This window comes from Amycolatopsis sp. lyj-90 (genome assembly GCF_046549035.1).
GTDB lineage: Bacteria > Actinomycetota > Actinomycetes > Mycobacteriales > Pseudonocardiaceae > Amycolatopsis.
The window spans coordinates 398766-422553 of record NZ_JAJPWP010000006.1; the positions used below are offsets into that span (position 1 = coordinate 398766).

At 68.4% G+C, this 23788-nt stretch carries 22 protein-coding genes; 8 read left to right on the forward strand and 14 right to left on the reverse strand.

The annotated features are described in order from the left end of the window. Nucleotides 1–173 precede the first annotated feature (173 nt). Nucleotides 174–1982, forward strand: a complete 1809-nt coding sequence (locus ACLJPX_RS25135; RefSeq protein WP_410602223.1) for a glycoside hydrolase family 15 protein — start codon at nucleotides 174–176, stop codon at nucleotides 1980–1982. Nucleotides 1983–2035: 53 nt separating this feature from the next. On the opposite strand, the gene ACLJPX_RS25140 is transcribed toward ACLJPX_RS25135, so the two are convergent. From ACLJPX_RS25140 to ACLJPX_RS25150, 3 genes are read right to left on the reverse strand one after another with little or no spacing between them, the layout of a single operon-like run. Next, nucleotides 2036–2467, reverse strand: a complete 432-nt coding sequence (locus ACLJPX_RS25140) for a CBS domain-containing protein (protein WP_410602225.1) — start codon at nucleotides 2465–2467, stop codon at nucleotides 2036–2038. A 47-nt stretch (nucleotides 2468–2514) separates the two neighbouring features. Further along, nucleotides 2515–2997 (reverse strand): hypothetical protein, encoded by a 483-nt coding sequence (locus ACLJPX_RS25145; protein ID WP_410602226.1) that lies wholly within the window; start codon nucleotides 2995–2997, stop codon nucleotides 2515–2517. Then, complete coding sequence (locus tag ACLJPX_RS25150) at nucleotides 2994–3926, reverse strand: neutral zinc metallopeptidase (RefSeq protein WP_410602227.1); 933 nt, start codon at nucleotides 3924–3926, stop codon at nucleotides 2994–2996. Before ACLJPX_RS25150 ends, ACLJPX_RS25145 begins: the two co-directional genes overlap by 4 nt. A 117-nt stretch (nucleotides 3927–4043) precedes the next feature. Between ACLJPX_RS25150 and ACLJPX_RS25155 the strand changes: the two genes are divergently transcribed. After that, entirely contained in the window at nucleotides 4044–6050 is a 2007-nt protein-coding gene (locus ACLJPX_RS25155; protein ID WP_410602228.1) for a prolyl oligopeptidase family serine peptidase, read from the forward strand. 78 nt (nucleotides 6051–6128) lie between these two features. Here ACLJPX_RS25155 and ACLJPX_RS25160 read toward each other — a convergent pair whose 3' ends face one another. Further along, the gene (locus ACLJPX_RS25160; RefSeq protein ID WP_410602229.1) at nucleotides 6129–6443 is read right to left on the reverse strand and encodes a DMT family transporter; all 315 of its coding nucleotides are present in this window, start codon (nucleotides 6441–6443) and stop codon (nucleotides 6129–6131) included. Continuing rightward, nucleotides 6443–7099 carry an FMN-dependent NADH-azoreductase gene (locus tag ACLJPX_RS25165; RefSeq protein WP_410602230.1) on the reverse strand — a complete coding sequence of 219 codons (657 nt, stop codon included), beginning with the start codon at nucleotides 7097–7099 and terminating at the stop codon, nucleotides 6443–6445. Before ACLJPX_RS25165 ends, ACLJPX_RS25160 begins: the two co-directional genes overlap by 1 nt. A gap of 92 nt (nucleotides 7100–7191) precedes the next feature. Here ACLJPX_RS25165 and ACLJPX_RS25170 point away from each other — a divergent pair, with 92 nt between their 5' ends. Continuing rightward, nucleotides 7192–7779 carry a TetR/AcrR family transcriptional regulator gene (locus ACLJPX_RS25170; RefSeq protein ID WP_410602231.1) on the forward strand — a complete coding sequence of 196 codons (588 nt, stop codon included), beginning with the start codon at nucleotides 7192–7194 and terminating at the stop codon, nucleotides 7777–7779. On the opposite strand, the gene ACLJPX_RS25175 is transcribed toward ACLJPX_RS25170, so the two are convergent. Beyond that, nucleotides 7780–8175, reverse strand: a complete 396-nt coding sequence (locus ACLJPX_RS25175; RefSeq protein ID WP_410602232.1) for an SRPBCC domain-containing protein — start codon at nucleotides 8173–8175, stop codon at nucleotides 7780–7782. It lies immediately after the preceding gene. Between the two features lie 55 nt (nucleotides 8176–8230). On the opposite strand from ACLJPX_RS25175, the gene ACLJPX_RS25180 reads away from it, so the two are divergent. From ACLJPX_RS25180 to ACLJPX_RS25190, 3 genes are read left to right on the forward strand one after another with little or no spacing between them, the layout of a single operon-like run. After that, complete coding sequence (locus tag ACLJPX_RS25180; protein ID WP_410602233.1) at nucleotides 8231–8830, forward strand: CGNR zinc finger domain-containing protein; 600 nt, start codon at nucleotides 8231–8233, stop codon at nucleotides 8828–8830. A gap of 18 nt (nucleotides 8831–8848) precedes the next feature. Continuing rightward, on the forward strand, nucleotides 8849–9889 hold the full coding sequence (locus ACLJPX_RS25185; RefSeq protein ID WP_410602234.1) for a DUF2293 domain-containing protein: 1041 nt from the start codon (nucleotides 8849–8851) through the stop codon (nucleotides 9887–9889). 39 nt (nucleotides 9890–9928) lie between these two features. After that, a complete protein-coding gene (locus tag ACLJPX_RS25190; protein WP_410602235.1) occupies nucleotides 9929–10285 on the forward strand; it encodes a DoxX family protein in 357 nt (118 codons plus the stop codon). Here the strand turns inward: ACLJPX_RS25190 and ACLJPX_RS25195 are convergent. From ACLJPX_RS25195 to ACLJPX_RS25210, 4 genes are all read right to left on the reverse strand, one after another. Next, nucleotides 10273–10680: a hypothetical protein gene (locus ACLJPX_RS25195; protein ID WP_410602236.1), complete on the reverse strand. Its 408-nt coding sequence runs from the start codon at nucleotides 10678–10680 to the stop codon at nucleotides 10273–10275. The genes ACLJPX_RS25190 and ACLJPX_RS25195 overlap by 13 nt on opposite strands. Nucleotides 10681–10827: 147 nt before the next feature. Next, nucleotides 10828–16005, reverse strand: a complete 5178-nt coding sequence (locus tag ACLJPX_RS25200; protein ID WP_410602237.1) for an adenosylcobalamin-dependent ribonucleoside-diphosphate reductase — start codon at nucleotides 16003–16005, stop codon at nucleotides 10828–10830. A gap of 33 nt (nucleotides 16006–16038) precedes the next feature. Beyond that, nucleotides 16039–16527: a transcriptional regulator NrdR gene (gene nrdR, locus ACLJPX_RS25205; protein WP_026467942.1), complete on the reverse strand. Its 489-nt coding sequence runs from the start codon at nucleotides 16525–16527 to the stop codon at nucleotides 16039–16041. Between the two features lie 301 nt (nucleotides 16528–16828). Beyond that, nucleotides 16829–17323, reverse strand: coding sequence for a LysM peptidoglycan-binding domain-containing protein (locus tag ACLJPX_RS25210; protein WP_410602238.1), 495 nt, complete (start codon nucleotides 17321–17323; stop codon nucleotides 16829–16831). 322 nt (nucleotides 17324–17645) lie between these two features. Between ACLJPX_RS25210 and lexA the strand changes: the two genes are divergently transcribed. Further along, entirely contained in the window at nucleotides 17646–18362 is a 717-nt protein-coding gene (gene lexA / locus ACLJPX_RS25215) for a transcriptional repressor LexA (RefSeq protein ID WP_184902249.1), read from the forward strand. 117 nt (nucleotides 18363–18479) lie between these two features. Here the strand turns inward: lexA and ACLJPX_RS25220 are convergent, their stop codons facing one another. From ACLJPX_RS25220 to ACLJPX_RS25230, 3 genes are all read right to left on the reverse strand, one after another. After that, complete coding sequence (locus ACLJPX_RS25220; protein ID WP_410602239.1) at nucleotides 18480–19493, reverse strand: hypothetical protein; 1014 nt, start codon at nucleotides 19491–19493, stop codon at nucleotides 18480–18482. 186 nt (nucleotides 19494–19679) lie between these two features. Further along, complete coding sequence (gene hflX, locus ACLJPX_RS25225) at nucleotides 19680–21113, reverse strand: GTPase HflX (protein WP_101606401.1); 1434 nt, start codon at nucleotides 21111–21113, stop codon at nucleotides 19680–19682. 43 nt (nucleotides 21114–21156) lie between these two features. Beyond that, nucleotides 21157–21654 carry an ArsR/SmtB family transcription factor gene (locus ACLJPX_RS25230; RefSeq protein ID WP_101606400.1) on the reverse strand — a complete coding sequence of 166 codons (498 nt, stop codon included), beginning with the start codon at nucleotides 21652–21654 and terminating at the stop codon, nucleotides 21157–21159. Nucleotides 21655–21714: 60 nt separating this feature from the next. On the opposite strand from ACLJPX_RS25230, the gene ACLJPX_RS25235 reads away from it, so the two are divergent. Beyond that, the gene (locus tag ACLJPX_RS25235) at nucleotides 21715–22959 is read left to right on the forward strand and encodes an MFS transporter (RefSeq protein WP_410602240.1); all 1245 of its coding nucleotides are present in this window, start codon (nucleotides 21715–21717) and stop codon (nucleotides 22957–22959) included. Here ACLJPX_RS25235 and dapF read toward each other — a convergent pair. Then, nucleotides 22956–23783, reverse strand: a complete 828-nt coding sequence (gene dapF / locus ACLJPX_RS25240) for a diaminopimelate epimerase (protein ID WP_410602241.1) — start codon at nucleotides 23781–23783, stop codon at nucleotides 22956–22958. The two genes, ACLJPX_RS25235 and dapF, sit on opposite strands and share 4 nt — an antisense overlap. Nucleotides 23784–23788 lie beyond the last annotated feature (5 nt).

A 23788-nucleotide genomic window follows, 5' to 3' on the forward strand; every position in this document is an offset into this window, starting at 1 on the left:
CTTCTGAAATGGGTGATCTGACGGTGGCCATCGCACAGCGGCGGCGGGGGTGCGCACATCACCTCGGACGGATGAGCGCCAGTGCGGCCGGGAAGTCATCCGGCCGGGGTGACGCCAGCTCTCCGCCGCCGGGTCAGGCTGGTCGAAAAACCCCTTCCGGCAAGGAGTTTCGCGTGACCCACCACCAAGCACCGATCGCCGACCACGGGCTGATCGGCGACCTGCAGACCGCCGCGCTGGTGAGCACCGGCGGCGCGATCGACTGGTTCTGCTGTCCCCGCTTCGATTCCCCGAGCGTGTTCGGCGCGCTCCTGGATCCCGGTGGCGGGCACTGCCGGATCCGGCCCGTCGGCGAGCCGTACACGTCGCGCCAGTTCTATTTCCCCGGCACCGCCGTCCTGATCACGCGGTTCATGACCAGGCTGGGCACCGGCGAGGTCATCGACTTCATGCGCCCGGCGACCGGGCCACACGCCGGCCAGGGTCACCGGCTGGTCCGGATGATCCGCTGCGTGCGCGGGCACGTCGAGTTCGCCGTGGACGTCGTCCCGCGCTTCGACTACGCGCGGCGGCCGCACACCACCACCGTCACCGCGGACGGCGTGCTCTTCGACAGCGGGCAGTTCGCCCTGACCCTGCACGCGGTCCGGGAACCGGGGGATCCGCGGCTGGCCCACGCCCACGTCATCGAAGGCGGCGTCTACGGCTCGGTCACCCTGGAGACCGGGCAGGTCCGCGGTTTCGTGCTCGAATCGGACGGCGGGGAACCCCGCGCGACCCGGGTCTCCGAGATCGAGAAGGCCTTCGAAGACACCGTCGGCTTCTGGCGCGACTGGCTGAACCAGTCGACGTATCGAGGACGCTGGCGCGAGATGGTCGACCGGTCCGCGATCACCCTCAAGCTGCTGACCTACGCCCCGACCGGCGCGATGGTCGCCGCGCCGACCACGAGCCTGCCGGAGCAGATCGGCGGCGAACGGAACTGGGACTACCGCTACACCTGGGTGCGGGACGCGTCGCTGGCGGTCTCTTCCTTGCTGGCCTTGGGTTTCACCGACGAAGCGGTCGCTTTCGCCGGCTGGCTCCGGGAACGCCACCTGCGCGGCGACGGCGGGCTGAAGATCATGTACCGCGTCGACGGCTCACCGGATCTCCTGGAGGAATCGCTCGCGCACTGGACCGGGTACCGGGGCTCGGTGCCGGTCCGGATCGGCAACTCCGCGGCAGGCCAGCTCCAGCTCGACGTCTACGGCGAACTGCTCGACACCGTGTACCAGGCCGATCGGCGGGGCGCCGAGATCGGGCACGACGGCTGGAAAGCGCTGGCGGGCCTGCTCGATTGGCTGGCGGCGAACTGGGATCAGCCGGAAGAGGGAATCTGGGAGACACGGGAGGGCAAGGCCGACTTCACCTACGGCAGGCTCATGAGCTGGGTCGCCTTCGATCGCGGCATCCGCCTCGCGACGGCGCACGGCCAGCCTTGCGCGCTCGATTCCTGGCGCGGCGAACGGGATCGCGTGTACGACCAGATCTGGGAGCACGGCTGGAATCCGCTCAAGCAGGCCTTCGTCCAGCGCTACGGTTCCAGCTCCCTGGACGCGTCACTCCTTCGCATGGCCGACGTCGGTTTCGTCACCCCGCACGACCCGAGCTGGCTGGCGACCTTGGCCGGCATCGAGAAGGACCTGGTCACCGACAGCCTCGTCTACCGCTACGACCCGAGCGCCTCCCCCGACGGCCTGCGCGGTGACGAGGGGACGTTCTCGCTGTGCACGTTCGGCTATGTCACCGCCCTCGCCCGTGCCGGGTATCCGGAGAAGGCGCGGCTGGTGTTCGAGAAGATGCTGACCTACGCCAACCACGTCGGCCTGTACGCCGAGGAGATCGGCCCGACCGGGGAGCAGCTCGGCAACTTCCCGCAGGCGTTCACCCACCTCGGGCTCATCGACGCCGCGCTCACCCTCGACGGCGCCATCGGCTAGCCGGGACGCGAAAGGGCCGTTCCCGGACGGCTGCCCGGGAACGGCCCTCCGGCTCAGCCTTGCGAGATGTACGCCTCGAGCTGTTCCTGGCTCTTCTCCAGCTGTTCCATCCGCGTCTTCACGACGTCGCCGATGCTCACGATCCCCGCGAGCTTGCCGTCCACCAGGACCGGGACGTGCCGGATCCGGCGTTCGGTCATCAGGACCGACAGCTGATCCACCGAGTCCTCGGGGGTGCAGCTGGCGACCAGCTTCGTCATGATCGCGGCCACCGATCCGTCGAGTAGCTGGGGTCCGCGCTCGTTGAGCCGTCGCACCACGTCCCGTTCGGAGACGATCCCGACGATCCCGCCGTCGTCATCGACGACCACGAGCGCCCCGACGTTGTGCTCCGCGAGTCTCTCGAGCAGTTCGGTGACGTTCGTCTCCGGCGAGACGGTCGCGACGGCCGCCCCCTTGTTCCGCAACAGATCGGAAATCCGCATACGCGCTCCTCCCGGATGGGTGACCTGAGTCACTCCAGGTTATGGCCTCACCGCCGTGCGCGAAAGTCCGGAGAGTCCGTTTCGATGCCGAGCCTGGTCGCGAGCGCGTCGTACGCCTCGATGATCCCGGCGCCGTAGGCGTCGTCGCCGAGCGCGCCGAGGGTCGCCCGCCCGAGCTCCCACTGGGCCTTCGCGGCCCCGTGATCACCCAGTTTGCGGTAATCCTCGGCGAGGTTGAGGTGCAGCGACGGGTAGAACCCGCGGACGGCCAGGGTCGCGTGGTACTCCTTGGCGCGTTCGTCGGTCAGGGAATCGGCCGCCGCGAGCGCGCGGAGATCCCAGGCGAGTTCGTCGGCCGGATCGTCGCAGACGTCGGCCATGTAGTGCGCGAGCGCGCACCGGTGCAGCGGATCGCCGTCCTCGCCGATCCGCTCCCACAGCGCCGCGAACTTCTCGCGGGCACCGGCCCGGTCGCCGGAGATGTGCAGTTGGAGGCCGACGTTGATCTCGGCCATCACGTCGTCGGTCACGCTACCTCCGAAGCGGGCGCCGCCCAGGTGTTGCACGACGCCGTCGTCTTCCCGGAGAACCCGGCCTTCGCCCATTTCAGCTGGTTGCGACGGGTTCCGTGGGTGTCGCTGTCGTCGGTGTTGCCGTAGTCGTCGAGCGCGGCTTTGGCCAGCGAGGTGCTGATGGACCCGCGTCCGGCGGCCGCCGCGACGGCGAGCGCGCCGAAGCAGTTCGCCTGCAGCTCGATGCGGCGGACCAGTTCCTTGTCGGCCGGGGAGTCCTCCTCCGGCGAGGACATCTTCTCCGCGGCCGCCGACAGGATCCCGCTGGAGCGCTGGACGTGGTGCCCGTACTCGTGGGCCATCGTCGCGAGATGACGGGACCGTTCGAGGCCCGCGTCGCTCAGCATCCACTCGGTCGGCGCGTAGATCGTGGTGTCACCGCCGCAGTAGTAGGCGACGGCCTCGGTCTCGCTGGGCACCTTCCCGCACGCGCTGGTCTCGGGCAGCGTCACCTGCACGGTCGCCGTCAGCGTGGGCTCGTTCGCCTGGTCCAACGCCGGTTTCCAGGCTTCGGCGAGACAGGAGGCGAAGGTCTTGTAGTACGTCTCCAGCTTCACGGGGTCGCGGCTGATCGCCGGCAGGCGGCAGGTGACCGCGCCGAGCACGACCCCTTCGGCCAGCAGCGGGTTCGTTTCCAGTTCCCGCACCTCCTTGGGCGCGGGTTTCGCGGTCCCGGCGGGCGCCTTGGCCCCTTCCGAGGTGAACGCGCCGGACGCCGGAAGGGCCTGACCGTCGATCTTCCGCGGTCCGCCCGCCATCGCCATCCCGGCGGCGGTCAAGGCGGCCACGACGAGCAGGCCGATCACGGCCGTACCCGTGTTACGGGGGTTTTCGGGGCGAGGCGGCGACGGCACGGGCCGTCCGGATACCTCGTCGATGCCGGTCATGGTCTCCCTCGGGCGTGCGAGTCTCCAGCATACGGAGGAGAAGCAGGTCAGCGAAGACACGCGCCGGAAACGGACACCTGGTGGCGCCGGGACGGAGGCCCCGGCGAGACTGTCAGCATGAGTGACGAGGACCCGTACCTGTGGTTGGAAGACGTGACCGGCGAAGACGCGCTGGACTGGGTGCGAGCCCGCAACGCCGAGGCCCTGACGGAACTGTCCACCGGCGAGCGGTTCGCCGGGATCCGTGACGAGGTCCGCGAGGTGCTCGACGCCGACGACCGGATCCCGTACATCCGGCGCCGCGGCGAGTACCTGTACAACTTCTGGCAGGACTCGGCCAACCCCCGCGGCCTGTGGCGCCGCACCACCCTCGAGCAGTACCGGCTCGACACGCCGGAGTGGGAGCTCCTGCTCGACGTCGACGCGCTGGCCGAGGCCGACGGCGAGAACTGGGTGTGGCAGGGCGCGGCCGTCCTCCGGCCGGGCTACCAGCGCGCGCTGGTCGAACTGTCGCGCGGCGGCGCCGACGCGACCGTGGTCCGCGAGTTCGATCTCGACGAGCGCCGCTTCGTCGAGGACGGCTTCTCCGTGCCCGAGGCCAAGACCCGGATCGGCTGGATCGACCGCGACCGCGTCTACGTCGGCACCGATTTCGGTCCGGGGTCGCTGACCAGTTCGGGCTACCCGCGGCTGGCGAAGGAATGGCGGCGCGGCACCCCGCTCGAAGAGGCGACGGTGATCTTCGAGGGCAAACCGGACGACGTCTCGGTGTCCGCCCACCACGACCCGACCGAGGGATACGAGCGCGATTTCGCCTACCGGTCGATCGACTTCTACCGCACGGAGCGGTACGTCCGGACGCCCGGCGGGCTCGAACGGATCGAGGTCCCCGAAGACGCGCAGACGTCCTCGCACCGCGAATGGCTGCTGATCCGGCTCCGCTCCGACTGGACCGTCGACGGCACCACTTATCCGTCCGGCACCCTGCTCGCCTCCGGGTTCGACGCCTTCATGGCGGGCGAGCGCACCTTCACGACGCTCTTCACCCCCGACGCCCACACGTCGCTGGAGTACTGGGCCTGGACGCACAACCACCTGCTGCTCTCGACGCTGTCCGACGTCCGGACCGAACTGCGCGTGCTCACGCCTTCGGACGGCTGGAGCTCCCAGCCCCTCGCCGGCGCCCCGGAGCTGGGCACCGCGCAGATCACCGGCACCGATCCCGACGTCAGTGACGAGTACTTGCTCGACTCCAGCGGCTACACGCAGCCGTCGACGCTGAGCTACGGGCACGTCGGCGGCGACGTCGAGGTCCTCAAGCGCGCTCCTGCGTTCTTCGACAGCGAAGGCATGACGGTCTCGCAGTACTTCGCGACGTCCGAGGACGGCACGAAGATCCCCTACTTCGTCGTCCGTCCCTCGGGCGCGGAAGGCGGCCCGACGCTGCTGACCGGGTACGGCGGCTTCGAGGTCTCGCTGACCCCCGGCTACAGCGGCGTGATCGGCCGCGGCTGGCTCTCGCGCGGCGGCACCTACGTCGTCGCGAACATCCGCGGCGGCGGCGAATACGGGCCGGACTGGCACACCTCGGTGACCAAGGCCAAGCGATACAAGGTCTACGAGGACTTCGCGGCCGTCGCCGCCGACCTCGTCGAGCGTGGCATCAGCGAACCGTCCCGGCTCGGGATCCAGGGCGGCAGCAACGGCGGGCTGCTGATGGGAGTCATGCTCACGCGCTACCCGCATCTGTTCGGCGCGATCGTGTGCCAGGTGCCGCTGCTGGACATGAAGCGGTACCACAAGCTCCTCGCGGGCGCGTCGTGGATGGCCGAGTACGGCGACCCCGACGACGCGGCGGAATGGGACTTCATCGGGAAGTACTCGCCGTACCAGAACGTCCACAGTGGACAGAATTACCCGCCGATTCTGTTCGTCACCTCCACGAGGGACGACCGGGTGCATCCCGCCCACGCGCGCAAGATGGTCGCGCGGATGCTGGAGCAGGGGCACGACGTGCGCTACCACGAGAACATCGAGGGCGGGCACGGCGCGGCGGCCGACAACGAGCAGCTGGCGTTCAAATGGGCGCTGATGCTCGAATTCCTGTGGGAGAAGCTCGCCTGACGGGTCAGGAAAGGGGCTTTCAGGACACGCTTTGAATCAGCGCTGTTCGTCCGGAAAGCCCCTTTCCTGACACCCGGTTCACTCCGTCACCTTCGCCAGCACCACCCCTCCGACGATCAGCGCCATCGCCGCGAACCGCCCGAAACTGAGCGGGTCATTGTGGATCACGATGCCGAAGACGATCGCGCCCACCGCGCCGATCCCGGTGAACACGGCGTACGCGGTCCCCACCGGAAGCGAGTCCATCGCCTTCGAAAGCAGGTAGACCGCCGAGACGCCGAGCACGAAACACAGCACCGTCGGCCAGAGCCGCGTGAAGTTCTCCGTGGGCTTGATGCTCTGCGACCAGGCGACCTCGACGACTCCGGCCAGCAGCAGGACTCCCCAGCCCATCAGGCGGCCGTTCCGGTCGAGGCGAGCGTTTCCGCCGCCCGCAGCGCCGCCTCCCGCGACGCGGCCCGGTCGGGATCGCGCGGGCCGAGTCGCGGGTCGACGAGCGCGTTCGTGAGCTCGGCGTGCAGGAACGTGACGTCGTGGACGTCGTAGTGCCCGGCGAAGAAGTCCCGCAGGTAGCGCTCGTGATGGTCGACAGGCTCACGCGGCGTTCCCGGCAGGTAGGTGCCGCCACGGGCACCCGCGACCACGAAAGCCTTGCCCGCCAAGGACATCTTCGGGAACGTCACCTGGTCGATCCACAGCTTGAGCGTCGCGGGGATCGAGAAGTTGTACATCGGCGCCCCGATCAGCACGACGTCGGCGGCGAGCAGTTCGGCCAGCAGTGGCTCGATCACGGCCCAGGCCTCGCGCTGCTCCGGCGTCTTCACCACCGAGGCGTAGCCCTCCGGATCGGTGATGCCCGCCATCAGGAGGGCGTCGCAGATCTCGGTCCAGGCCTGGCCGATCGGCGGGACCGGCCGGGCGGCGAGGTCGCGGTAGGTGTAACCCGCGCCGGGGCGCGCGGCCCGCCAGACATCGGCGAAGCGAGCACTCAGCTCGCGGGAGAACGACGCGCTGCGGGCGCTGGAGTCGAGGTGGAGAAGGTGGCTCATCGGGCCTCCCGGACCAGGAAGTGGACACGGCGTCCACTTGCTTCGCCCGGTACAAGTGGACGTCACGTCCGGATATTCCCTAGGCTGCGGACATGCCGACAGAAGATCTCCTCGCGAACGGCCCGGGCCGGGAACGCTCGGACGCCGCCCGTAACCGCGCGAAGATCCTGAAGGCCGCCGAAGAGCTCTTCGCCGCACGCCCGGCCGCGGACGTCACCATGGAGGACATCGCCCAAGCCGCCGGGGTCGGCCGCGCCACGCTGTACCGCCGCTACCCGGACCGCTCCGCGATCGCCGTCGCCCTGCTGGACGAACACGAGCGGGAACTGCAGGAACGGCTGCTCACCGGCCCTCCCCCACTGGGCCCCGGCGCGTCACCCGCCGAGCGGCTGGCGGCGTTCTACGCGGCGATGATCGGGCTGCTCACCCGGCACGCGCACCTCGTGCTCGGCACCGAGGTCGGCCATTCACGGTTCACCACCGGCCCGTACCGGCTGTGGCGCACCCACGTCCGTTTCCTCGCCGAACAGGCGGGCGCCCAGGATCCGGACGCGCTCGCCGACATCCTGCTGGCACCGCTCGCCCCGGAGGTTTTCCTCTACCAGACCGGCGAACTCGGCCTGAGTCCCGAACGGATCACCGGCGCCCTGAGCGAGCAGGCGCGGCGAGCACTGTCCTGATCAGCCGAGGCCGTCGACGACGACCTTCATCACGGCCTGCCAGTGCTCACGTTGCGCGGCACGTTCTTCCGGCCCGGCGAGCCGCTCCTGATGGAAGACCACGACGGTCTTGTCCGGCCCGGCGTTCCGGAGCGCCACCTGGACCGTGCTCTCGTGGTCCCAGCCCTTCGGCCACCAGGTGAGACGGATCTTCTCGCGTTCGCGGTAGCCGCGGACCTCGCCGACGGTGCCCTCGGCCGTCTCGTACGGCGCGCCCTTCACCGGGTCGAGCCGCACGTCGCCCAGCCAAGCCGTCAGCCCCGGTCCCGAGAGGTACTCCCAAACGTGGTCCAGCGGATACGGCACCGTCTTGGACACGCCGATCTCCCAGCCCGCGTCCTTGGTCTTCCCGATCATGATGCCTCCGCCGTAACCGTCTTACCTGGTTTCTGAAACCGACTATAGTGGTTACATGACTCCGGGAACAAGACTGCTCGTCAACGCCCAGGGCGAGCGGTACCGGTTCGATCCGGGCAGTCTCAGCCTCGAACTCATGCTGACCGGCGGCCCCGGCCCGTACGAGCGCTACGAGATCGCGCACACGCCGCCCGACCTCGCCGAGTGGTTCACCGGCTCCCGGCTGGCGCTGACCGCGCCCTTGACCGACGTCCAGGTCCGGCCGTCCGAACTCGCCGCGCTCAAGGAACTCCGGGACGCGCTCTACCGCGTCGCACCCGCCCTCGCCCATGGCGAAGCACCGTCGGACGCCGACCTCACCCTGCTGAACGACGCGACCGGAGCGACCCCGCGGCCGGTGATCGACCCCGAAACGCGGCGACTCGCCTGGGCGCCGCCCGTCACCGGGAACCAGCTGCTCGGCGCCGTCGCCCGCGACGCCATCGGTCTCGTCGCGGGCGACCGGTCCGGCCGCGTCCGCGAATGCTCGGCGGACGACTGCTACCTGCTCTTCTTCGACACCTCCCGCTCGGGCAACCGCCGCTGGTGCTCGATGGAGCGCTGCGGCAACCGCGCCAAGATCCGGGCCTACCGGGCGCGCACCGAAACCGCGTGATCGCTAGGATTTCCGGCGATGCAGGGTGAGGCGAAACTGGAGCAGCGCGTCGTGGTGACGGCGGAGAAGCTGTTGTCCACACGGAAATCGGTGACCGCGCTCGACGTCCTGACCGGGATCGGGTGGCTACCGGACAACGTTCTCAAGGCCTGGCAGCAGGGCAGGACTCCCGAGCTGGCCGCGGCACTGCCGGTGAGCACGGAGAAGCTGAGCTTCGCTCTCAGCGCGCTTCAGCGATGGGCGACGGCGAAGGACCTCGAAAGTTCGGCGATCGAGCACATCGGGGCGACTCGCGACCGAGCCCCTCTCAAGGCTGCCTCGGGCGACCTCGAGCCCTTGTTCCGGACGCAGTGGATCATGCCGGGACTGTCGGCGGCCAAGCGGGCGCAAGTCGAGGCCCGGCAACGGAAGGCGCCGGATCTCATGGTCTCCGTGGCGCTGCAGGACTGGACGTGCGCCGACTGTGGCGGCACCGGCGACCTGCAGTTCGTGGAGAACGAAAAACCGCACTGCCTCGACTGCGCCGACCTCGGCCACCTGGTGTTCCTGCCCGCGGGCGACACCGCCCTGACCCGCCGGGCGAAGAAGGCGAGCCGGCTTTCCGCCGTCGTCACCCGCTTCAACCGGTCACGGAAACGCCATGACCGGCAAGGGATCCTGGTCGAGGACTCGGCGTTGCGCGACGCCGAGGAGCAGTGCTTCGCCGACGAGGACGTCCGTGAGCGGCGCCGCGGGCGTGATCGTGAACGGCGCGACAGGGAGGACGTCGAGTTCACCGCCCGGTTCTTCGCCGCGATCACCGAGATGTTCCCCGGCTGCCCGCCGGAGCGGGCCCGCGCCATCGCCGAACACGCCGGCCTGCGCGGCAGCGGCCGGGTCGGCCGGTCGGCCGCCGGGCGGGAACTGGCCGAACGAGCGGTGTTCCTCGCCGTCGTCGCCTCGATCCGGCACCTGGACACCGACTACGACGACCTCCTCATGGCCGGGGTGGAACGGCAAGCCGCCCGGGACCGCATCCACTCGACCATCGAGGCCGTGCTCGACCGCTGGCGATCCTGACCGCTGTCACCTTTCGGGCGCGCGACTCGTCCAAGGGGCATGTACTCCGCTTACCTGACCGTGGCCATCGTGACGATCGTGATCAACGCCGGAATCGCCGCCGCCGACTTCGCGCGGGTCCCGTTCGTCCTCAAGAACTCCGCCGAAGTCGACGTTCCCCCGTCCTGGATCCCGCCGCTGGCCTCACTGAAGGCCGCGGGCGCGGCCGGACTGCTGCTCGGCCTGCTCGGGGTGCCGTACCTCGGGACCGCGGCGGCGGCCGGGCTGGTGCTGTTCTACGTCGGCGCCGTCATCACCCATGTGCGCGCCCGCGTGCTGTACAACATCGCCTTCCCCGCCGGTTTCCTCGCGCTGGCGGTGGCGACCTTCGTCCTCGATCTCGCTCAAGCCAGGTAAGGACCGAAGTGCCCGGCGACGACGTCCGCGACCGCTTCGGCGTCACGCGAGCCGTCGATCTCCAGCACCCGGATACCGAGAGCCTTCGCGGCGCGGACCGCGTCCTCGGCCACCAGACGATCTCGCGCGATCCGGTTGCGCTGCGCCCGTTCGGGATCGCTGACGTGGTGCGCGATCGCGGCGGCTCGGGGCAGCACGCGGAGCTGGTGTTCTCGGAAGTCGCCGGTGGGCACCATGACGATCATCCGCCGCGTCGAATCCAGGAGAGGCGCGACGAGTTCCGGGCGCAGTCCCCAGCCCTCGGCGAGGATCGGGCGTCCTGAGACCAGCGCGCGCAGATCGTCCAGCGCCCACTCGAACCGCACCGGGAACCCGGCGAGCGTGTCGGCCGCCATCCGTTCGGGAGTGGTGTCGACCCACGTGTGCCGAAGGATCCACGACCGGACCGTTCTTCTTCGTCACGTACTCGCCTCCGATGTCATGAAAGGGGCTTTCAGGACACTATTCGTCCTGAAAGCCCCTTTCATGACACTCGCGGAAGATCAGCTGCAGCCGGAGGTCGCTCCGCACCCTTCACAGGCGTAGCACGAACCGGCGGGCCGCATCTTGGTGCCGCAGGTCATGCAGAGCGGCGCGTCGGAAGCGGTGCCGAGGTTCAGTTCCACCAGTTCCGCCGTCGAGTGCGCGACCCGCTTGGCGGGGTCCACCGACGACGAGTCCACAGTGGACCGAAGGGCGTCGATGTCGACGTTCTCCGGTTCGGCGGCGGGAGTGGCGCCGTAGGTCGCCTCGACCTGCGCGGAACGCTCGTCGGCGGTGAAGATGCCGAGCTGCGCACGCTTCTCGTACGGCAGATAGTCCAGCGCCAGCCTGCGGAACAGGTAGTCCATGACACTGGTGGCGATCCGGATGTCCGGGTCGTCGGTCATGCCGGCGGGCTCGAAGCGCAGGTTGGAGAACTTCGAAACGTAGAACTCCAGCGGAATCCCGTGCTGCAGGCCGACGGAGATCGACATCGAGAAGGCGTCCATCACGCCCGACAGGGTCGAGCCCTGCTTGCCGAGCTTCACGAAGATCTCGCCGAGCCCGTCGTCCGGGTAGGACCCGGCGTGCAGGTAGCCCTCGGCGCCGCCGACGGTGAACGACACCGTCTGGCTCGGACGCTTCTTCGGCAGGCGCTTGCGGACCGGCCGGTACTCGACGACCTTTTCGGCCTCGGACTCGGCCTTCTCCTTCTTGCCTGTCGACAGCGGCTGGCCGACCTTGCAGTTGTCGCGGTAGATCGCGAGCGCCTTCAGGCCGTACTTCCAGCCCTGGAAGTAGATCTCCTCGACCTCTTCGACGGTCGCCGACTCCGGCATGTTGACCGTCTTGGAGATCGCGCCGGACAGGAACGGCTGCACCGCGGCCATCATCCGGACATGGCCCATCGGCGCGATGGACCGCTCCCCCACCGCGCAGTCGAACACCTCGTAGTGCTCGGGACGCAGGCCGGGGGCGTCGACGACGTGCCCGTGTTCGGCGATGTACTCGACGATCGCTTCGACCTGTTCGGCCTGGTAGCCGAGTGCGGTCAGCGCGCGCGGGATGGTCTGGTTGACGATCTGCATCGAACCACCGCCGACCAGCTTCTTGAACTTGACCAGCGAGAAGTCCGGCTCGATGCCGGTCGTGTCGCAGTCCATCATGAAGCCGATGGTGTTGTGACTGACGAAGCCGTTGGCGACATAGGTGACGTTGTCCGGCACCGACAGGTCGTAAGTGGGCTGGACGCCACCGTCCTCATTGGACTCAATGGGTTCGAAGAGGTACTCGAGCGCCCGGCCGAGCCGGGGATCGAAGGTCTCGGAGTAGATCCGGCGGGCCAGCATCCGCGCCACTCCGCCGGTCTTCTGTAGCGACTGCACGACCGCATCGCGGTACTCGTGTCCCAGGGGCACGAGTACGTCCCACACAGGCCGAGGAAGGTGCACTCGATCGCCCTTGGCCGATCCGTTCGGCTCCAGGCATACCAACGACCGCGCCTTGCGTTCGCTGATGAAACCGACGATCTCGTCGAAGATCATCGCGTGGTCGACGTTGCGCAGCCGGATCTGCAGAATCGTCCCGCCGAACCCGCTGGTCGTCCGGCGGGTCGTGGTCACCATGCCCAGGGCCAGCAGCAGGCTCCGCAGGTCTTCGCCGAAAAGCTCCGAGGAAGTGGAGACGCTCGGAACTCCTTCGAGCACGGTCCCGTCCGCCTCGAAGACCCCGCGCAGGAACGCGGCGTACACCTCGGGATCGTTGGTCTCCCGGATGCTCGCGGGGACCCGCGGAGTCCATCCTTTGCCGGTGTGGTCGGGACCGGGGAGGTCCTTCGCGAATCCCGCCGCCTGCCACCAGCGGGCCAGCCGGACGGACTGAAGGGTGACCTCCTGGTAGCCCTGACACTGCCGGACCGCGGGTTCCAGACCGAAGAGATCCTTACTGAGAATTCGCAAGCGGTCGACGACATCCAGATCGGTGTCGGCCACGCAGAGCCGAACGCCCTTCGCGTGCAGGCTGCCGTCGCCTTCGAAGTACCTCACCAGTTCCGCGAGATCGGCGGTGACCTCGTCCGGCACCCGGATATCACGGTCACCCGCGTAGTACGCCTGGTCGAGCACCGGCAGCGGAACCCGGCGGGGATCGCCGACCAGACCGCCCAGTTGCAGGGGTACCAGGTCGCCGGACCGGATGTCGGCGAGTCGTTTCCAGACCCAGGATCCGGTCTCCGGCTCCACTACCTTGACCCGGTGGGCGAGCGTGCCCTGGATCCGATATCCGCCCTTGGTTTCGATCCGGCGAGTGGGCTCCTCGCCATTGACGAAGAATTTCGTGGCCTGGCGCGGGCCTTCGTCGGTCGCGACGGTGAACTCGACGTCCTGCCAGTGATCCCCGTACAGATCACCGAGTTCGGAGAGCCGGGCCAGTCCGCGGTCGGTGGTGACCAGGGTGTCCGCGGTCAGGCATCCGGTGGGCGCCAGCACGCTCGCCTGCGCGTTGCGCCATCCGCTGATCTCGCCCAGTTCGATGCCGCGCTTCCATTCCTGGGTCGCGAGCGCGCGGACCGCGGCGTCGTTGGCGTGATAGGTCCGCACCAGTTCGCTGGCCGCGGCGTGTTTGCGCATGACCCGCTGGTGCGCTTCGGCGTTTCGTGCGTAACCCTCGTACGGCCCGACGACCGCGGCGAGTTCGGCGGAACGCCGGTACGAGACGCCGGTCATCAAGGAAGTGATCGCGGCGGCGAGCGCGCGGCCGCCGTCGGAGTCGTAGGCGTGCCCGAGCGCCATCAGCAGCGCGCCGAGGTTCGCGTACCCGATGCCCAGCTGCCGGAACTTGCGCGTGGTGTCGCCGATCGCCTCGGTCGGGAAGTCGGCGAAGCAGATCGAGATGTCCATCGCGGTGATGACCAGCTCGACGGCCTTCGCGAACTGCTGCGCGTCGAAACCACCGTCGGCGGTGGCGAACTTGAGCAGGTTCAGCGAGGCGAGGTTGCAGCTGGAGTTGTCCAGGTGCATGTACTCCGAACACGGGTTGGACGCGGTGATCCGGCCCGATTCGGGGCAGGTGTGCCAGTCGTTGATCGTGCCGTCGTACTGCAGGCCAGGATCCGCGCACTCCCAGGCCGCCTGCGAGATGGTGCGGAACAGCTTCTTGGCGTCGACCCGGTTGATGACCTCGCCGGTCATCCTGGCCCGCAGGCCGAAGTCGCCCTGGTTCTCGACGGCCTGCATGAACTCGTCGGAGACGCGGACCGAGTTGTTCGCGTTCTGGTACTGGACGGAGGTGATGTCCGAGCCGGAGAGGTCCATGTCGAACCCGGCGTCGCGGAGGACCTTGATCTTCTCCTCTTCGCGCGCCTTGGTCTGCACGAACTCCTCGACGTCCGGGTGGTCGACGTCGAGGACGACCATCTTCGCCGCGCGCCGGGTGGCGCCACCGGACTTGATGGTGCCCGCGGAGGCGTCGGCGCCGCGCATGAAGGAGACCGGGCCGGACGCGGTGCCGCCGGAGGACAGCAGCTCACGTGAGGAACGGATGCGCGAAAGGTTCAGGCCGGCCCCGGAGCCGCCCTTGAAGATCAGGCCTTCCTCGCGGTACCAGTTGAGGATCGACTCCATGGTGTCGTCAACCGAAAGGATGAAACAGTTGTGGACCCGGAGGTTTCCGGACAGGTACTCCCCGGACTCCGTCTGGATGTCGAAGACCGGCATCTCACCACGGCTTTCGATACCGGCGATCTGCAGCCGTTTGGCCTCCAGGGCAGGCCGTCCCGGCTTCTCGAACGACGCCTCGAGCTTCTCCGCCTTGACCGGGTCGAGAAAACCGATGGCGTCGGCGAAGATCCGGCGGTCTCCCGCGTTCTGGATGCGAATTCCCCAGAGGTCGTGCCGGTTGGCCCGCTTCTCGGTTTTGCGGCCGACCCGCGCGAAGATTCCGAACCTGGACAGAAGGTGCTGGATTCCGCGGATGAGCTCTTCGCTGATCATGTCGAGCCCGACCAGCGTCGACCGCTCGCGTTCGGATACGTAGCCCTCGGCCTGGAAGATGCTACGGAGGTAGGCGGCGACCACGGGCAGCGGCGCGGTGTTCAGATCCTCGGGAACCGTCATGTCACAACCACGAGCACGCAGACCCCACTCGCTTACGAAGGTCTCCAGCTTGGTCCCGTAAAGACGGGTGCGGCGGCAGTCCAGCGTCAGATCCTGTGTCTCGACCTTCCGCTCGTGCCGATGGACATCGGGAAAGACCCTGTCGAGAGCGCGCTGCACCCACGCGAGTTCGGCGTCGGTGACCGTCATGGCCTCGATCGTCAGCGAGCGGTTGGTCCCCTTGTACTGGCCGACGAAGCCATCCGATTGCAGCCAGCCCGCGAGCGCGGCTTCGGCCACGTCCCGCTCGTTGATCTCGGTCTCGCCGAAGGCATCGCGCCGATGCCATTCGAGGGTGTCCCCGACCCGGAGTTCACCGGCGGGCAAGAAGGAGCCACCGCTTCCCGTCGAGCGCCAGACGAGATGATCAGCGGTCACGTCGAGACGGTGACCGGACTTCGTCGTCAGGCGCAGGACTTCCTTGATCCCGTTCGCTTTCGTGGCGACGACCTTGGTCAGGCCGTGCGCGTCGTAGACCTTCGCGCCCACCGCGTTCAGCTCGACGATGCGCCCGATGGGTACCGCGCCCGCGGGAGTGTTGACCAGCGCGTCATAGGGCTGACAGGCGGACACCTGCTGCTTCGACGTCGTGCCCACGTTGAACCACACCGGCGAGTTGAAGCTGAACACCTGGTGCAGCAGCATCCAGGTCAGCTCGTGCTCGAAGACCTCGGCGTCGGCGGGGCTCGCGAAGTAGCCGTGTTCGCGCCCCGCGCCGACATAGGAACGGACGACACGATCGATCAGCTGCTTGAGGCTCTGCTCGCGCCGGGCCGAGCCGACGGCGCCGCGGAAGTACTTGCTGGTGACGATGTTCGTCGCGTTGACCGACCAGAAGTCGGGGAACTCGACACCGCGTTGCTCGAAGTTGACCGTGCCGTCGCGCCAGTTCGTCATCACGACGTCCCGAGACTCCCAGGTGACCTGGTCGTACGGGTGGACGCCCTCGGTGGTGAAGACACGCCGCACGGTGAGCCCACCGGCCTGCTTCTTCTTCCCACTCGTCCGCGCTGTGGCCGGGTTGCCTGATCCCACGGTCTCGGTCATGGGTCTTCCCTCACTCCCACGCGGGAGGCGGCATCAGCCGTCTTTCGCGTCTCGATCGCTCTCGTCCGGTGCGGCAGCCATGGCCTCACGGAGGTCCGAGATCTCCTTCTCGAAGTCCTCGACCGAGGAGAAGGAGCGGTAGACACTGGCGAACCGGAGATAGGCGACGCCGTCGAGTTCGCGCAGGGGGCCCAGGATCGCCAGGCCGACCTCGTGACTCGGGATCTCCGCCAGCCCCGCCGATCGGATCGACTCCTCGACCCGCTGAGCCAGCTGCTGCAGCGCGTCGTCGTCGACCGGCCTGCCTTGACAGGCGCGGCGCACCCCCCGGACCACCTTGTCCCGGCTGAACTGCTCGGTGACCCCGGAACGCTTGACGACGGCGAGCACCATCGTCTCCGAAGTGGTGAAGCGCCGGCCGCAAGCGGCGCACGAGCGCCTCCGCCGGATCGCTTGACCCTCATCCACCTCTCGGGAGTCGACGACCCGAGAGTCCGCATGCCGGCAGAACGGGCACCTCATCCGCCGATCACCTTCCCCTCCGCGCCGGCCGGTCCCGAGTGGACGCCCGCTTCCGTCGCCACGCAACGACGGAAAAGATCGACATGTGGATCGATCTGTGGACATCCGGTGGGTGAACACCGGCCAGCTGTGGACAACTGGTACCGAGTCTACCCCAAGCTATGGACCAACTACAGCCATGTAACTACTACATATAGCGGTGGAGACTAGATCGCAGGTCGGACGCACGCAAGCGCAACGGCCGAGTCGATCAGACACGAACGGGGAGGTCACCCATGGCGGGTGAGAGCGGTCCCCCGGATCACTTTCCTCCCCCCGCGACCTCGGCCGCGACCGGGACCGTGAGCGGCAGTCCGGGCACGAGAACGGCGTCTTCCAGGGCGTTGAGCTCCTTGATCTTGGCGATGACCGCGCCGGTGTCGCTGCCTGGCGCGAATCGCGCCGCGAGATCCGACAGGGTCTCCCCCGCGGAAACGGACACCGTGGTGGTCCGTTCGGGCACCGCGGCGCCGGGAACACCGGCCAAGAACAGACCCAATCCGGTGACGAGTCCGGCGATCAACAAGGCCATCGCGACGAGCGACGGCCACCGGAGCGGGAGCCTCCGGGGCGCCGGGCACGCCGGGGAGGCGGTGGCGACACCGGGACGGCGGCCCGCCACGACCCGTGCCCTGGTCGGCGGGCGTAAGGGTTCGGCGCGCTTGCCCCGCACCACCCGCACGGGCCGGGTCACCCCTGCCGGAACGGGCCCGGGGGAACTGGGTCGCACCAGTCCTCGGTCGGCCAGAATCGACATCGGAACCTCCTCGCAGTCCTGCTTCACTCAGGTCCAGCGCCGGGCGGACCCGGCGATCAAGGTCGAACAGGCGTTCTATCGAACGTCCGTGCGAATGTGTACCACCTTCCACCGACAAAAATCGAGCGACACGGCGTGTCCATCGAACAGATGTTTGAAATCGTCGTCCCGTCGGGCTAACGTCGTTGACCAGGGCGTCTGCTATGCGGACGCCGCCGGTGCCGTGGGCGGCAAGATCGTCCGCCACCGGCGAAGACACGCGAAGTCGGTCCGGGCGACCGGACGTACTGGGAGGCGGCGCAGGAGATGAAGGAGCACGACGGTGGCTAAGGAGAGCAAGGCGGGGAACGCGCCTAGGGGCTCGGGTAAGGTGCGCGCCTTGCCCGAGGTCTACGAGGTGGACGAGACCCTGACCGTGCGGCAGCAGCAGGTGCTCGACGTGATCAAGATGTGGGTGAGCCGGTTCGGTTACCCGCCGAGTGTGCGTGAGATCGGCGAGGCGGTCGGGCTGACCTCCACCTCATCGGTGTCGCACCAGTTGCAGGCCCTGCAGCGCAAGGGATATCTGCGACGCGACCCGAACCGCCCGCGCGCGGTCGGGGTGCTCGCCACGACGGACGACAACCCGATGGGCATCGACGTCGAGCAGCCGCAGTCGGCCGCGAAGGCCGCGTATGTGCCTCTCGTCGGCCGGATCGCCGCCGGTGGGCCTGTGCTGGCCGAGCAGGCGATCGAAGACGTCTTCCCGCTGCCGAGGGAAATCGTCGGTGAGGGTGAGCTCTTCCTGCTCAGCGTCACCGGTGACTCGATGGTCGACGCCGCCATCACCGATGGCGACTGGGTCGTCGTGCGCCAGCAGCCCACGGCCGACCCCGGCGAGATCGTGGCGGCGATGATCGATGGCGAGGCCACGGTCAAGACGTTCAAGCGCAAGGACGGCCACATCTGGCTGATGCCGCACAACGAGGCGTACGACCCCATCCCGGGTGACGACGCCACGATCCTCGGCAAGGTCGTCGCCGTTCTCCGCAGGCTTTAGTCCGGAGCCGTTCAGTCCAGAGCCGTTCAGTCCAAAGCCGGAGCACGCCGGGATCCCGGGGTCGGACGAGACCACGGGTCAGACCCGGCAAGCTTCGGCAGGGCACGTCCTCCTCGTTCAGGCGCGCCGCTTGCGGAGTCTGCCGACCAGGAGGAGGCCGCCGATCACGACGATCGCGGCGATACCGACCTGCACGTACGGAAAACCAGAATCCTGGCCTTGCCCGGCCGCCGCCGACGTTCCGCCCGAGGTGCTGCCCTCGGATTTGGCCGCGTCCACGGCCAGTGCCGCCGCGCCCTTCACCGCGCGGATCTGCTCTCCGACGCCCTCCCCGCCGGACAGCAGGGTCCCGTCCGGGTCGAAGGCGAGCGCCTCCCCCTGCTTCTCGTTCGGCAGGGGCACGCGCACGGGTTCGCGCTGCAACGCGCTCTTCAAGTCTCCGTCGGTGACGGCGTAGAGATAGGCGTCGGTGTAGGTGCGCAACGCGACCACCGACCCGTCGGCCATCGACGCCGCCCCGGTCACCGTCATCGAACCGATCGACCCGCCGGGCCCGCCCGGCGTCGAGGTTTCCTTGATCTGCAGCGAACCCACGTTCTCCAACGGGGTCGGCCCGGGACTGGCGAGCGGCCCTGTGGGCCGGTACACCTTCGAGTTGCCGAAGAAATCCTTGGTGATCAGGTACGGCGTACCCGAGCGATCCATGATCAGCGCTTCGACGTCGTGTTGGCCGTCGGGATAGGTGAGCCGGTGCAGCGTCGCCTTGCCCTGCGGGGTGAGCGAGATCAGCGCGACCGTGTCCCGCCGCTTGCGGTTGTCGCCGGTGTCGGAAAGCCAGAAGGTGCCGTCCGCGGTACGGGCGAGGTCTTCGGGGTCGTAAGGATCCGTCGCGGCCGAGATGACCTTCTGGACCTTGCAGTCACGGCCGAGCACGAAGACCTGTGTCTTGGTGCCGCCGTCGTTGAGGGCGTACAGGTGATCGCCGTCCGAAACGAGGCCGGACAGCTCACTGAGCCGGGAATCGCTGTTCTTGCACACCGGCTGCGGGGCCGGGACCTCCTGCGCCGCGGCGGGAGCGACCCCGCCGATGAACGCCGCCAGCACGACCGTCGCCGCGACAATCCCCCGCACATCCACCTCCGTACCGTGGAACCCCTGAAGCCCCACACTACGGAGACGTCCGGGACGGCGCGCAGTTCGGTGCGAACGCCGAGATGGGGCGGAATGTCGCGTAGGCCACGTTCAGCGAACAGCGACTCGTGAGTGGTAAGGACGGTTCTAACCGTCCTTACCACTCACGAGGTTGTACGTACTTGCTTACAGAGCCGAGCCGTCCGTCTGGAAGTCGCTCAGGGCCGCGGCCAGCTCGGGCCTGCCCCGGACGAGCAGCCGCGTGCCGGTCTCGACGTGCTCCTCTTCCAGCACCTCGCCATCGGCGTGGGCGCGGGAGACGAGTTCGCCCCGCGAGTACGGGATCAGCGCCTCGACCATGACCTCCGGCCTCGGCAGCCGCTCCGCGATCACCTCGGCCAGCTCGGTGATCCCGGTGCCCTTCCGTGCCGACACCTGCACCGAACCGGCCATCTGGTGCCGCAACCGGACCAGCGACACCTCGTCGGCGGCGTCGGCCTTGTTGATCACCAGCAGCTCCGGCGGGAGCGGCTCGGAACGGCGCTTCGTGATCTCGGCGAGCACTTCGCGGACCGCGTTGACCTGCTCTTCCGGCGTCGGGTCGGCACCGTCGACGACGTGCACGAGCAGGTCGGCGCTCGCCGCCTCCTCCAGCGTCGAACGGAACGCGTCCACCAGCTGGTGCGGCAGGTGCCGGACGAAACCGACGGTGTCGGTCAGCGTGTAGGTGCGGCCGTCGGGCGTCTGGGCCCGGCGGGTCGTCGGATCCAGCGTGGCGAACAGCGAGTCCTCGACGAGCACTCCGGCGCCGGTCAGCGCGTTGAGCAGGCTCGACTTGCCGGCGTTGGTGTAGCCGACGATCGCGACGCTCGGCACCTCGTTGGCCACCCGCCGACCGCGTTTGGTCTCGCGGATGGTGTCCATCGCGGCGATCTCACGGCGCAGCTTCGACACTCGCTTGCTGATCCGCCGCCGGTCGGTTTCGAGCTTCGTCTCACCGGGCCCACGCAGGCCCACGCCACCGTTGGCGCCGCCCGCCCGGCCACCGGCCTGCCGGGACAGCGCCGCACCCCACCCGCGAAGCCGCGGGATCAGGTACTGCAGCTGGGCCAGCTCGACCTGGGCCTTGCCCTCCTTGGAGCGGGCGTGCTGCGCGAAGATGTCGAGGATCAGGGCGGTGCGGTCGATGACCTTCACCTTGACCTTCTCCTCCAGCTGGCGCAGCTGGCCCGGCGAGAGCTCACCGTCGCAGATCACCGTGTCGGCCCCGGTGGCCGCCACGATTTCGCGCAGTTCCTTGACCTTGCCCGAGCCGATGTAGGTGGCGGGATCCGGGCGGATCCGCCGCTGCACCAGGCCTTCCAGTACCTCGGAGCCCGCTGTTTCGGCGAGCCGGGCGAGTTCGGCGAGCGAGGCCTCGGACTGGAGGGCGCTGCCCTCGGTCCACACACCGACCAGAACGACGCGCTCCAGGCGCAGCTGCCGGTATTCGACCTCGGTGACATCCGCGAGTTCGGTGGACAGGCCCGCTACCCGGCGGAGCGAGGCGCGGTCCTCGAGCTCCAATTCGCCGGTCGAAGGGTCCATGTCGTTCAGATCGTTGTGTGTCAGTTCCGTCATCGTGCCTCCATGGTCCCACGTTTCGGCGGCGGGACCGAATTCATTACCTGCTGGGATACTTCGACAGGTAGATCGCCGTCCGTTTCGCGTCCGGGTCGACCGGCCTGGTGATGAAGTCGTCGACGAGCTCCATCAGCCGTGCTTCGAACTCGGCGATCTGCTCGTCCGGTACCTGGACGACCATTCGTGTCTGTTGCACGTCGTCGAATCCCACATCGGCGATCTCGGCCAGATAGGCCTCGAAGATCGCCTGATCGATCCCCCTGTCGCGGGAATCAAGATGCCAGGACAACCCGGTCGAGCGATACGGAATTTCTTTCGCACCGCGCGTGCCGCGCCTCGGCGGGAGCGCTTCGAGGAACCCCGTGTCGACGAGTTTGCGAACGTGGTGCAGCGTCGTCGCCGGGTCCCGATCAAGCCGTTCGGCGAGTTCCTTGTTGGTCAGCGCCTCGGAGTACGTCAACCGGATGATGCGCAGCCTTATTCCGGAGGCCATCGCGGCGATCTCGGCCTCGGTGGCGGCACGTCGTGGAGTGGGCACCGGGACAGCCTAGAGCGAAAGTGATTGACAGTTTCCAATCACTCGCGCCAAGGTGGCGTCGTGCGCAGAGACTCCCTCTTCTTCCACGCGGACTTCCGGCGGCTCTGGGCGAGTGACACCGCCAGCCAGCTGGGCACTTTCGCCGGTCACACCGTGATTCCCCTGCTCGCGGCCACCGTGCTGGCCGCGACGCCGTTCCAGATGGGGCTGCTCACCGCCGCCGAGACCATCGCGTTCCTGATCATCGGGCTCCCGGCCGGGGTGTGGGTGGACCGGATGCGGCGCCGCACGCTGATGCTGCGGGCCGACTTCGTCCGCGCGGTACTGCTGCTCAGCATCCCCGTCGCCTGGTGGGCCGGGGTCCTGTCGCTGACGCAACTCATCGTGGTCGCCACGCTCGTCGGCGTCGCGACGGTGTTCTTCGACGTCGCCTACCAGTCGTACCTGCCGTCGCTGGTCGGCCGCGAGCATCTTCTCGAAGGCAACGCGAAACTCCAGGCCAGCCAGTCGGTCGCGTACCTGACCGGCCCCGGGATCGGTGGCGGGCTGGTCCAGCTCGCGGGAGCGGCCAACGCCGTGCTGATGACCGGGGCGGGCTTCCTGACCTCGGCGCTGTGCCTGCTGCGGATCCGCACCGTCGAAGAGGTTCCCGAGCGGCACGAAGACGCGAAGCTGCTCCCCCAGATCGCCGAGGGGCTGCGGTTCGTGTTCACCGACACCACCCTGCGTTCGATCGTCGCCTGCACGGCGACGTCCAACCTGTTCAACGGCGCCTTCACCGCGGTGCAGATCCTGTTCCTGAACCGGACACTGGGGCTGCCACCGGCGGCCGTCGGCATCGTTCTCGCGATCGGCGGCGTGGGCGGGATCGTCGGCGCGGTCGTCGCGGGCAAGGTCACCGCGCGACTCGGGCAAGCGCGATCGATCTGGCTGGTGCCGCTGGTGACCTGGCCGCTGCAACTGCTGATCCCGCTGGCGGAGCCCGGCTGGAAGGTCGCGCTGATTCCCTTGGCACTGCTGTTCACGGGGTTCGGGATCATCATCTACAACGTCGCGCAGGTGTCCTACCGGCAAGCGGTCTGCCCGGACCGGCTGCTCGGCCGGATGAACGCGAGCGTGCGGTTCGTGGTGTGGGGAATGCTGCCGCTGGGCGGGCTGCTCGGCGGCGTGCTCGGAGAGACGATCGGGATCCGCGCCACCGTGTGGTTCGCCATGATCGGTGAAGCGACCGCTCTGTTGTGGGTCGTCTTCTCCCCGCTCCGGAAGCTCCGCGACCTTCCCACGGAACCGATCGCGGTCGGCTAACCGCCGAGCCCGGCCCACCAGTCTTCGTCGAGTTCGCCGCGGGCGACGATCTCCGCCGGTCCGGTCAGCGTGGATCCGCCGCGGCGGATCTCCACGACCACCTGGCCGCCGGGGATGTCGACGGTCGCTTCACCGGTGTCGGTGCCCGCGAGGTGCAGGGCGGCGGCGACCGCGGCGACCGTGCCGGTGCCGCAGGACCGCGTCTCGCCGACACCGCGTTCGTGGACGCGCATCTTCAGCGCGTTGTCCCCCAGGAGGTTGATGAACTCGAGGTTCACCCCCTCCGGGAACACGTCGGAATCGAAGTCCGGCTGGTCACGCAGGTCCAGGTCGTCGACGTCGTCCTCGACGACGGACACCAGGTGCGGGTTGCCGACGTTGACCGCGACACCGGAGAACGGCTGCCCGGCGACCACGGTGACCGAGGTGCCGGTGATCGTCGCCGGTCCCATCTGCACGGTGACGGAGCCGTCGGCGTGCAGCTGGACCGGCCTATCGCCGGCGCGGGTGCCGATGACGAAGTCGCGCTCGGTCACCAGGCCGGAATCGACCAGGTGGCGGACGAAGACCCGGACGCCGTTGCCGCACATCTCCGCGATGGATCCGTCGGCGTTGCGGTAGTCCATGAACCATTCGCCTTCGGATTCCACACCCAAAGCCGCCGAACGCACGACGCGCAGCACGCCGTCGGCGCCGAGACCGCGCTGACGGTCGCACAGCGCCGCCACCCGCGCTTCGGTCAGCTCGAGGCGGCCGTCGGGGTCGGGAAGCAGCACGAAATCGTTCTGTGTGCCGTGTCCCTTAAGGAATTCGATGCCGCCCATGGGCG

Excerpts from the sequence above, each read along its gene's own strand:
- ACLJPX_RS25140 (WP_410602225.1), bottom strand. The coding sequence starts at position 2,467 with ATGCGGATTTCCGATCTGTTGCGGAACAAGGGGGCGGCCGTCGCGACC.
- ACLJPX_RS25185 (WP_410602234.1), top strand. The coding sequence starts at position 8,849 with ATGCAGGGTGAGGCGAAACTGGAGCAGCGCGTCGTGGTGACGGCGGAG.
- ACLJPX_RS25210 (WP_410602238.1), bottom strand. The coding sequence starts at position 17,323 with ATGTCGATTCTGGCCGACCGAGGACTGGTGCGACCCAGTTCCCCCGGG.
- ACLJPX_RS25195 (WP_410602236.1), bottom strand. The coding sequence starts at position 10,680 with ATGGCGGCCGACACGCTCGCCGGGTTCCCGGTGCGGTTCGAGTGGGCG.
- nrdR (WP_026467942.1), bottom strand. The coding sequence starts at position 16,527 with ATGAGGTGCCCGTTCTGCCGGCATGCGGACTCTCGGGTCGTCGACTCC.
- ACLJPX_RS25165 (WP_410602230.1), bottom strand. The coding sequence starts at position 7,099 with ATGAGCCACCTTCTCCACCTCGACTCCAGCGCCCGCAGCGCGTCGTTC.
- ACLJPX_RS25160 (WP_410602229.1), bottom strand. The coding sequence starts at position 6,443 with ATGGGCTGGGGAGTCCTGCTGCTGGCCGGAGTCGTCGAGGTCGCCTGG.
- ACLJPX_RS25155 (WP_410602228.1), top strand. The coding sequence starts at position 4,044 with ATGAGTGACGAGGACCCGTACCTGTGGTTGGAAGACGTGACCGGCGAA.
- ACLJPX_RS25175 (WP_410602232.1), bottom strand. The coding sequence starts at position 8,175 with ATGATCGGGAAGACCAAGGACGCGGGCTGGGAGATCGGCGTGTCCAAG.
- hflX (WP_101606401.1), bottom strand. The coding sequence starts at position 21,113 with ATGACGGAACTGACACACAACGATCTGAACGACATGGACCCTTCGACC.
- dapF (WP_410602241.1), bottom strand. The coding sequence starts at position 23,783 with ATGGGCGGCATCGAATTCCTTAAGGGACACGGCACACAGAACGATTTC.
- ACLJPX_RS25180 (WP_410602233.1), top strand. The coding sequence starts at position 8,231 with ATGACTCCGGGAACAAGACTGCTCGTCAACGCCCAGGGCGAGCGGTAC.
- ACLJPX_RS25170 (WP_410602231.1), top strand. The coding sequence starts at position 7,192 with ATGCCGACAGAAGATCTCCTCGCGAACGGCCCGGGCCGGGAACGCTCG.
- ACLJPX_RS25150 (WP_410602227.1), bottom strand. The coding sequence starts at position 3,926 with ATGACCGGCATCGACGAGGTATCCGGACGGCCCGTGCCGTCGCCGCCT.
- ACLJPX_RS25190 (WP_410602235.1), top strand. The coding sequence starts at position 9,929 with ATGTACTCCGCTTACCTGACCGTGGCCATCGTGACGATCGTGATCAAC.
- ACLJPX_RS25200 (WP_410602237.1), bottom strand. The coding sequence starts at position 16,005 with ATGACCGAGACCGTGGGATCAGGCAACCCGGCCACAGCGCGGACGAGT.